Annotated in this window: 2 protein-coding genes; both read right to left on the reverse strand. The window is 58.8% G+C overall.

Annotation, left to right across the window (positions count from 1 at the left end):
* Positions 1-211: hypothetical protein (locus tag ABD301_RS42195; RefSeq protein WP_425552041.1), on the reverse strand; the 211-nt coding region annotated here is incomplete at its 3' end.
* Positions 208-565, reverse strand: a 358-nt coding sequence (locus ABD301_RS42200) for a UTRA domain-containing protein (RefSeq protein ID WP_344315613.1), incomplete at its 5' end; no start/stop codon positions are given. The genes ABD301_RS42195 and ABD301_RS42200, both read right to left, overlap by 4 nt.

Here is a 565-nt window from a genome sequence, read left to right on the forward strand (position 1 = left end):
TGGTTCCGATGGTCGAGTCGTTTGCCTCTGTGCAGCCCATCCACGCATGACCCGCCTGGATGGCCTGTGCCATGTCATCAGCCACTTTCGTTAGCGGGTCGCCTGTCGGCCCCCACTGGTCACTTCCTTTGCCGTGCAGCCAGGTTGCTGCTTCAGTGCGGAGCCTCAGAATCTCGGGAATGTCCGCCAGTCGCGCAACCCGGATGATCACGAGTCTTCCCCAATGGCGGCAGTCTCCACCTGTTCGTATGTGACGATATTGCGATCAGCCGGCAAGATCTCACGGGTGAGTCTGATAGGTCGCTCGTTCGTCCAGCCGGTGCGTTGGTAATACAAGACGAACATTCCTCCGCCTAGGCGAAATGCTGTCGCCTCTTCCCGGGTCGCCGCCCGAGCCGAAACCTCATCAAGCCAGCGAACTTCGCGATAGCCCGCCTTTGCAAGCGCTCGCACCGTTCCCTCTTCTATGTCTGTCGGAACGTCTATTTTCGCTGCCTGTGCAACATCGTACGGGTAGTAGCTGATCTGTTGAGCCCACGGGACGTTGTCCACGTAGCGAAAACAG

The organism is Fodinicola feengrottensis, assembly GCF_039530045.1.
Taxonomy (GTDB): domain Bacteria; phylum Actinomycetota; class Actinomycetes; order Mycobacteriales; family HKI-0501; genus Fodinicola; species Fodinicola feengrottensis.